Source organism: Herbaspirillum lusitanum P6-12, assembly GCF_000256565.1.
Taxonomy (GTDB): Bacteria; Pseudomonadota; Gammaproteobacteria; order Burkholderiales; family Burkholderiaceae_D; genus Herbaspirillum; species Herbaspirillum lusitanum.
The window spans coordinates 1-8166 of record NZ_AJHH01000461.1 but is presented as its reverse complement, the minus strand read 5'-3'; the positions used below and the strand labels follow the sequence as shown (position 1 = coordinate 8166).

The 8166-nt window shown below is 63.1% G+C and carries 5 protein-coding genes and 2 pseudogenes; 4 read left to right on the top strand and 3 right to left on the bottom strand.

Translation table 11 applies throughout. From position 1 onward, the window contains the following. Positions 1-74 precede the first annotated feature (74 nt). The 4 genes from HLUSI_RS0115125 (at position 75) to HLUSI_RS0115100 (ending at position 5137) form a co-directional block, all read left to right on the top strand. Complete coding sequence (locus HLUSI_RS0115125; protein WP_016834783.1) at positions 75-995, top strand: alpha/beta fold hydrolase; 921 nt, start codon at positions 75-77, stop codon at positions 993-995. A 184-nt stretch (positions 996-1179) separates the two neighbouring features. Then, complete coding sequence (locus HLUSI_RS0115120; protein WP_016834782.1) at positions 1180-1659, top strand: sigma-70 family RNA polymerase sigma factor; 480 nt, start codon at positions 1180-1182, stop codon at positions 1657-1659. 1 nt (position 1660) lies between these two features. Continuing rightward, complete coding sequence (locus HLUSI_RS28840) at positions 1661-2659, top strand: FecR domain-containing protein (protein ID WP_050977721.1); 999 nt, start codon at positions 1661-1663, stop codon at positions 2657-2659. A gap of 96 nt (positions 2660-2755) precedes the next feature. Beyond that, the gene (locus HLUSI_RS0115100) at positions 2756-5137 is read left to right on the top strand and encodes a TonB-dependent receptor (RefSeq protein ID WP_016834780.1); all 2382 of its coding nucleotides are present in this window, start codon (positions 2756-2758) and stop codon (positions 5135-5137) included. Between the two features lie 78 nt (positions 5138-5215). Here HLUSI_RS0115100 and HLUSI_RS34190 read toward each other — a convergent pair whose 3' ends face one another. The 3 genes and pseudogenes from HLUSI_RS34190 to HLUSI_RS28830 form a co-directional block, all read right to left on the bottom strand. Then, positions 5216-5833 carry a hypothetical protein gene (locus tag HLUSI_RS34190; RefSeq protein ID WP_238534008.1) on the bottom strand — a complete coding sequence of 206 codons (618 nt, stop codon included), beginning with the start codon at positions 5831-5833 and terminating at the stop codon, positions 5216-5218. Between the two features lie 178 nt (positions 5834-6011). Continuing rightward, positions 6012-7181: pseudogene (locus HLUSI_RS34185) on the bottom strand (oxidoreductase); the annotation flags it as partial. Between the two features lie 209 nt (positions 7182-7390). Then, positions 7391-8091: pseudogene (locus tag HLUSI_RS28830) on the bottom strand (SDR family NAD(P)-dependent oxidoreductase). Between the last annotated feature and the right edge of the window lie 75 nt (positions 8092-8166).

Genomic DNA, 8166 nt, shown 5'->3' with positions numbered 1-8166 from the left:
CCCCCAATTTAGGAAACAATCATTTCCTATTTATTTGAATAATCAACCGCAGCAATTCACCTGAAGGAATCCGCATGCAGACATTTTCTCCTGATACGTTCTGGAACGACTTCCACCACGGCAGCGCCCGCGTCAACGGGGTACGCCTGCATTACGTCGAAGGCGGCAGCAACGGGGTGCCGATCCCCCCGATGCCGCCGATTCTCCTGATCCCCGGCTGGCCGCAGAGCTGGTATGCGTGGCGCCTGGTCATGCCCTTGCTGGCGGCGAGCGGGCGGCGCGTCATCGCCATCGATCCGCGCGGCATGGGAGACTCGGACAAACCCGCGTCCGGTTACGACCTGAAGACGATCGCCGCCGATCTGCACGAATTCGCCAACGCGCTGGGCCTGCTCAAAGACGGTCCGTTCGACGTTGCCGGTCACGACATCGGCACCTGGATAGGCCACGCCTATGCCGCCGACTGGCCCGCCGATATCCGGCGGCTGGCGTTGTTCGATGCCGCCCTGCCCGGCATTACGCCGCCTCCTCCGCCCGGCATTCCTTCCGAGGAAACCAATCTCAAGACCTGGCACTTTCCGTTCAACCGCCTCGACGATCTGCCCGAGATCTTGCTGCAAGGTCACGAACGCGCCTTCCTCAACTATCTGTTCCACACCAAGGCGATCAATCGCTGGTCCATCACGCCGGCCGACCTGGATGAATACGAGCGGGTGTTTTCAGCGCCGGGCGCCGTGCGCGCCGCACTGTCCTACTATCGCGTCGCCTTCAGCCCGGCGGGACTCGCACAAAGCCGCCGCCGCGGCGAACAGACGCTCGCCATGCCCATCCTCGCCTTGGGCGCGGAGCATGGCGTCAAGGACGCACTCGTCACCACCTTGCGCAGCATCGCGACCGACGTGCGCGGCGGCACGCTGCCAGGCAGCGGCCACTACATGCCGGAAGAAATTCCGGATGCGGTGGCGGGCGAATTGTTGCGCTTTTTCCAGACCTGAAGCTGCGCAACTTACTCGTTTCAGCCGCCGCCCCGGCAGGTTGATCGGCGGTACCGGATTGTTCTGAAAAAACAACTGCGGCGGCGCGCATCTTGGCGCGAAGGCGGTTTGCAGATTACAATGAGAACCATTCTCATTATTTTCTGTCGTCATGACTGCCGCCGTCCATTCCCCCCACCAAGACATGGCAGGCCTTTACACCGGCCATCATCACTGGCTGCTGGGCTGGCTGCGCCGCCGGACCGGCAACCCGGAACTGGCGGCCGATCTGGCCCAGGACACCTTCCTGCGGATCATGGTGTCGCGTCGCGACTTCTACCTTGATGAAGCGCGCGCCCTGCTGGCCACCATCGCCCGCGGCCTGGTGATCGATCACTTCCGCCGCTGTGCGCTGGAAGCCGCCTTCCTTGAGATGCTTGCGCAATTGCCGCCCGAGCACGTGCCGTCGCCCGAAGCGCGGCTGGCGGTGCTGGAAACCCTTAACCAGATCGACGCCATGCTGGCCGCCCTGCCGGCCAAGGTGCGCAGCGCCTTCCTGCTGTCCCAGCTGGACGGTCTCAGCTATGCCGAGATCGCCGTGCGCCTGGAGGTGTCCCTGAGTTCGGTGCAGCAATACATGAAACGCGCCTTCATGGCTTGTTATCGCGTGCAGTATGGCGACTGACATGATTGCGGACTCAAGCGCCCCGGGAAGCGATATCGTGACGATCGCCATCGACTGGATGGTGAAGCTGCAATCCGGCGCCGCCACCGAGCAGGAACGCGAAGCCTGCCGCCGCTGGCGCGCTGAAGAAGCGCGCCACGAACTGGCATGGCAGCGGCTGCAATCCCTGAGTGAACGCGTCTCCACCCTGCCCAGCGCGCTGACGCACGGCAGCATCGGCGACGCCAGCAACCGCCATCGCCATAACCGCCGCTTCGCCGTCAAATCCCTGTGTATCGCCCTCGGTGTCGGCCTGTTGGCCGCCGGCGGCAATGAGATCGTCCCGTGGCGGACGCTGATGGCCGACTACGCGACCAAAGCCGGCGAACGCCGCCGCGTGACGCTGGCCGACGGCACGGCAGTCGAACTCAACACCGCCACCGCCATCGACGCCGCCTATGACGAACAATCCCGCCTGGTGCGCCTGCATCGCGGCGAAGTGCTGATCACCACCGCGAAGGAAATCGATCGCGCCTATCGGCCTTTCGTCGTGCACACCCGGCTGGGCCAGGCACGTGCGCTGGGCACCCGCTTCCAGGTGCGCGACAGCGTGGCCGGCATGCGGATCGCAGTGTTCGAAGGCACGGTGGAATTCAAACCTGCCGGCACCTCCGGAACCAACGGCGCCATCCGCATCGATGCCGGACGCCAAGGCCTGTTCGATCGGCAAGGATTGATCGGGACCTTGTCGCAGGCCAATGAAGAGACGGTGGCCTGGACCGACGGCGTCATCGTGGCCGACCGCATGCCGCTGGGCGAACTGGTCGCGGAACTGGACCGCAGCATGCCCGGCAAACTGCGCTGCGACCCGGCCATCGCCAGCCTGACCATCTCGGGCGTGTTCCCGCTCGACCAGCCTGCGCGCATCCTCGCCGCCATTGCCCGGACCTTGCCGGTGCAGATCGACACCGTCACCTCCTACTGGATCACGCTGCGCCCGCGCGCCGACGCACGGAGTTAAAAGTACGGCTGCAAAAAATTTCAATTTTGTTCTGCAGGTTTTCGTCACTCGTCCGGTTTACCTGATAGCACCTTTGCCAATCACCGTAACCATGCCATGAAAAACCTGACCCGCTTCCCTTCCCGCCCGACCCTGGCCCGGCTGGCTGTACTGGCTGCTTTCGCCATGCCGATGACCAGCCTGCAAGCGCAAGCCGTCGACGGTCAGCGCCTTGCCTATGACATCCCGGCCGGTCCGCTGGATCGCGTCCTGAACAATTTTGCGCGCCGTGCCGGCGTGCTGCTGTCGTTCGATCCCGCCATCACCCATGAACGCCAGGCCGCCGGCCTGTCCGGCCGCTACACCGTGGCCGAAGGCTTCACCGTCCTGCTGGCGGGATCCGGCCTGCAAGCGGTGAAGAACGCCGACGGCGGCTATGCGCTGTCCGTGGCCACCATCGGCAGCAACAACAATGCCGTGTTGCCCACCGTGACCATCACTGAAAGCGCCGATCCCACCGCGCCCTATGCCGGCGGCCTGGTCGCGCGCGGCGGCAGCCTGGGCGTGCTCGGCACCGCCAGCGTGATGGACACGCCCTTCAGCACCACCAACTACACCTCCCAGGGCATCGAAGACGTGCAGGCGCGCGCGATCGGCGACGTGATCGCCAATGACTCCTCCGTGCGCAACACCAACGGCAACGGCGGCTTCGGCGACAGCTACCAGATCCGCGGCTTCACGATGTCGGCCAACGATGTCGCGTTCAACGGCCTGTACGGCATGGTGCCGTTGACCCGCATGCCGATCGCCATGGTCGAACGCATCGAAGTGCTGAAAGGTCCCGGCACCCTGATGTACGGCATGGGTCCGGCCGGTGGCGTCGGCGGCGCGGTCAACCTGGTCTCCAAGCGCGCGCACGAAGATCCGATCTCCAGCGTGACGGCGACCTACCTGTCCAATTCTCAATTCGGCCTGAAGGGCGACATCGGCCGTCGTTTCGGCGACAACCAGGAATGGGGCATCCGCGTCAATGCGCTGTACGCCGACGGCAACACCGGCCTGTCCGGCAGCAACCAACAGCAGAGCATGGGTTCTGTGGGTCTCGACTACAGCGGTCGCCGTGTGCGCTGGAGCCTGGATGCCTATACCCAACACGAGGACACCCGCAACTTCCGTCCGCAATTCAGCTTGGGGGCTGCCCTCACTGCGGTGCCGGATGCGCCGTCGGGCAAGACCAACCTGTATCCGGGCAACACCTTGCAGTCGGACGACAAGGCCGTTGCCACCCGTCTTGAATATGACATCAACGACAACCTGACCGCCTACGGCGCCGTGGGCTATCACGTGGCCGAGTCGGCGCAAAATTTCCCGCGGGCGACGATCACCTCGGTGCAGGGAGCGACCAGCGTCACCAATGGCTACTATGACCAGAAGGTCACCTCCACGTCCGCCGACGTTGGCCTGCGCACGCGCTTCAACACAGGCGGCATCAAGCACACGCTGATCGCGGGCGCCAACATGCTCAATCAGCAAACCGATTACTTCTATCCAGCAGCGAGCGCAGCGGTAGCCTCCAACCTGTATAACCCGGCGCCCTTGCCGGCCATGACGGGTGTGCGCGGCAATCCTACGCCACGCAGCCAACAACGCCTGACCAGCCTGGCACTGACCGATACGATGTCGTTGATCGATGATCGCCTGATCCTTATTGCCGGCCTGCGTCGTCAACAGGTTTACACGCACAGCCTGACCGACGCTGCGCAGACCTCGAACAAGACGGCCATTTCGCCGGTAATGGCCGTGGTCGTCAAGCCGATCACGAATCTGTCCCTGTACGCCAACTACACGGCGGCGTTGACGGCAGGCACCATTGTCCAGCCGCCTAATGCGAACCAAGGCCAGGCATTCCCGCCATCCAAATCCAAACAATATGAAACCGGCGCCAAGATGGACTGGGGCCGCATCACAACCACGGCGGCAGTGTTCCAGATCGAGCAACGGAACAACTCCACCCAACTGATCAACGGCTTGCAATACGTCACCCAGGATGGCCGCGCGCGCATTCGCGGCCTTGAGCTGGCGGGGTACGGCGAACTGGTACGAGGCCTGCGATTCAACGCCAGTGGCACCTTCTTCGACACCGAGCAATCGCACACCACCGGCGGCGCCAGCGACGGCAGGGAACTGGGCGCCGTGCCGAAGAACAATTTCAACCTGGGCCTGGATTGGGATACGCCATGGCTGACCGGATTGGCATTGAACACCCGTATCACCAGAACCGGCGCCACCTTGTACAGCAACACCAGCAACCTGAAAGTACCAGGCTGGACCCGTACCGATATCGGCGCGCGCTACATCACCAAGGCGGCTGGCCAGGTCATCACCTACCGCGCCAACATCGAGAACCTGTTCGACAAGAACTACTGGGTGATGCAGAACGGTTATGTCGGCACTTCATCCGGCCGCACCTTCGTGCTGTCGGCGCAAGTGGATTTCTGATCGGGACGACGCCTCCTGTTGAACTGGAAAAGCGCCGATGGCAACATCGGCGCTTTTTTTTATTTGATTCCGGACCGGTTATGCGATGGACCTCGCCGCAAGATGCGCTTCCCGGATGGCGGGCTGGATATCGCGGGCCGATAACGCATCGCCGACGATATGCAACTGCGGGACGCGTCCGCGCAGCGCATGCCATATCTCGCTCTGCGATTGTCGATACACGACCAACACCGCAGTGTCCGCCTGGATGGTCTCGGCGCGCATCCCGAAAAGAGGTTTTACTTCGGCAGTTCCTCTGTCGACGGAAACGATCTCCGACTGCGTAATGATCCGGAACTTGCCGCTGCGATGGAAGCGCTGCAAGGCCGCCTGCGTCCGCCCCGTAGCCTCCATTGCCGGTGCGAACATGAGATGGCGGGTGACGTAAGTGACCTCGACGCCCTGATCGATCAGCATCTCGCAACAACCGATCGCTTCGTAGTGCCCCACGTCGTCGAACACCAGCGCGGTGCGACCATGGTCCTGCGCTCCGTTCATCACAAGATCCAGCGAGGTCAGCACCCGGGCATCCGGGGCAATGCGTATGCGGGCCGCCGGATCGGCAGTCTGTGTGAGTGCGCTGAGCTCCTCCGGCTGTGATCCGGTCGCCACGATCACGACGTCCGGGCTTTCGGCGAGGACTTCGCCGGCTTCCATATAAGTCGCCAGCCTGACGTCTGCCCCGAGCCGGTAAACCTCCTGCTCCAGCCAGACCCGCGATATCGCCGATCGCATGCAGCTTGGGCATCTTGCGGGCGTAGTTCAACAGCCCGCCCAGTTCGGAAGTCGCCTCGACAAGCGTCACGCGGTGGCCTTGCAGCAACGCGACACGGGTAGCTTCCAGGCCTGCCACGCCGCCGCCGATCACCAGCACCTTGCGCGGATCGGACGCCTTGACGATCGATTCTTCCGACAATGTCTGCTCATGGCCGACCACCGGATTGACGGCGCAGCCCATGCGCCCGCTGAAAACGCCGCCGATGCAACCCTGATTGCAGGCGATGCAGGGCCGGACTCCGGTGCCGCGCCCCTGCTTCGCCTTCACCACCAGCATGGGATCGGCGATCATGCCGCGGACAATATTGACCATGTCCGCCTGCCCCGTCTTGATGGCTTGCTCCGCATCGTCGAGCGTACCGTAGCGGCCGACGATGATGCGCGGCACGCGGATGCCTTCGCCGATCCGGTCGCTGAACGGCAACTGATAGCCGGCCGGCTGATCCATTCCCGCGTAACGATCAACGTGAAAGTAGTAGTCGCCGTGCGTGATGTTGACGAAATCGATCAGCCCCTCGGCTTGCGCGTGCAAGGCGATGGCATTGGCGTCTTCCGCGGACAGGATGCGCTGATCCGAGCTGTCGCCGATCCGTATACCCAGCACGAAATCTGCCGACGTCGCCGCACGGATGGCGCCCAGCGTTTCCAGAAACGCGCGGATGCGATTCTCAAAATTCCCGCCGTACTCGTCGGTGCGCTGATTCAGGATCGGTGAAAAAAACTGCGAAAAAAGATAGCCGTTTCCGGCCAGGATTTCCGCGCCCTGCATGCCCGATTTCTCCACCCGCACGGCAGCGTTGGCATAGGCTTCGATGAGTTCCCTGATCTGATCCGTGGTCATGGGAATCGGCGGCGCCACCGAATAGCGGCCCGGCAGCGATGACACCGCCCACGGCAGGCCGCCGCTGGCCGACGGATCGGTATAGCCGCCATGCCAGAGTTGCTGGAACAGCTTCATGCCGGTCGGCGCGATCGCCTTCACCATGCGCGCCATGTGCGGGATCGCCGCATCGTCGCGGATGCTGAGCGCGAACGTGGAGGAGGCATGCACCGACGCCCCCTCCACAATGGAAAGGCCGGCGCCGCCTTTGGCTCTCTCCAGATGGTAGGCGATCAGATCATCGTTGATGTAGCTGCGGGAGAAATTGGTCGCATGCGCAGTCCGGACGATGCGATTGGGAATTTCCACCGCCCCGATACGGATCGGCGACAAGACTCGGTCGTACATTCGCGTTCCTTGTTCAGGCGCTTCGGTTCATCTCACCGAAGCGCCGCTGTCAATCGAGAAGATCTGCCCGGTGACGACGCGCGATTCGTCGCTGGCAAGATAGATCGCCAGATTCGCGACTTCCTGCGGCTCGACCTTTCCACCGCCCCGATACGGATCGGCGACAAGACTCGGTCGTACATTCGCGTTCCTTGTTCAGGCGCTTCGGTTCATCTCACCGAAGCGCCGCTGTCAATCGAGAAGATCTGCCCGGTGACGACGCGCGATTCGTCGCTGGCAAGATAGATCGCCAGATTCGCGACTTCCTGCGGCTCAGCGTGACCGCCGGCGCCAGGGCATTCACACGAATCTTGTGCGCGGCATATTCCACCGCCATCGAGCGGGTGAGCGCGCTGACGCCGCCCTTCGCGGCGGTATAGCAATCATGTCCGGGGAAGGCCTTGATGGCGGCAATGGATGTGGTGTTGATCACTATGCCGCCACCTGCCTTGATGAGCTCAGGCAACGCGATCTTGCAGCACAGGAAGGTGCCGAAAAGGTCCAGACGGATGGCTCGCCAGAACTCGTCCACAGGAGCTTCGGTGACCGTCCCGTCCCGGGTAGTGGAACCGCCGGCATTGTTGTAGAGCACGTCGAGCTTGCCGTAATGAGCGACGGCCGTTTCCACGGCGCTGCGTACGCTGGCTTCGTCGGTGACGTCGCAGTGCACCGCCAGCGCGCCGCCGCGGATTTCCCCGTTGGCATCGCGAACGATCTGCGCAGCCGTCTCCTGCACGCGCTGCGCTGCCTCCTTGTCGATATCGGCGATGATCACGCGGGCGCCTTCCCGTACAAAACTCAGCGCGGCCGCTTTTCCGATGCCGTTGGCGCCTCCGGTGATCAACGCTGTCTTTCCTTCTAAACGTCGCACAGTCGCTCCTTGTCGATGGTGGTTGGATTTACGTCACAGTCCGAGATAGGCGCGCTGCACGTCGTCATTGCTGGC

Excerpts from the sequence above, each read along its gene's own strand:
- HLUSI_RS0115125 (WP_016834783.1), top strand. The coding sequence starts at position 75 with ATGCAGACATTTTCTCCTGATACGTTCTGGAACGACTTCCACCACGGC.
- HLUSI_RS0115120 (WP_016834782.1), top strand. The coding sequence starts at position 1,180 with ATGGCAGGCCTTTACACCGGCCATCATCACTGGCTGCTGGGCTGGCTG.
- HLUSI_RS28840 (WP_050977721.1), top strand. The coding sequence starts at position 1,661 with ATGATTGCGGACTCAAGCGCCCCGGGAAGCGATATCGTGACGATCGCC.
- HLUSI_RS0115100 (WP_016834780.1), top strand. The coding sequence starts at position 2,756 with ATGAAAAACCTGACCCGCTTCCCTTCCCGCCCGACCCTGGCCCGGCTG.
- HLUSI_RS34190 (WP_238534008.1), bottom strand. The coding sequence starts at position 5,833 with ATGGAAGCCGGCGAAGTCCTCGCCGAAAGCCCGGACGTCGTGATCGTG.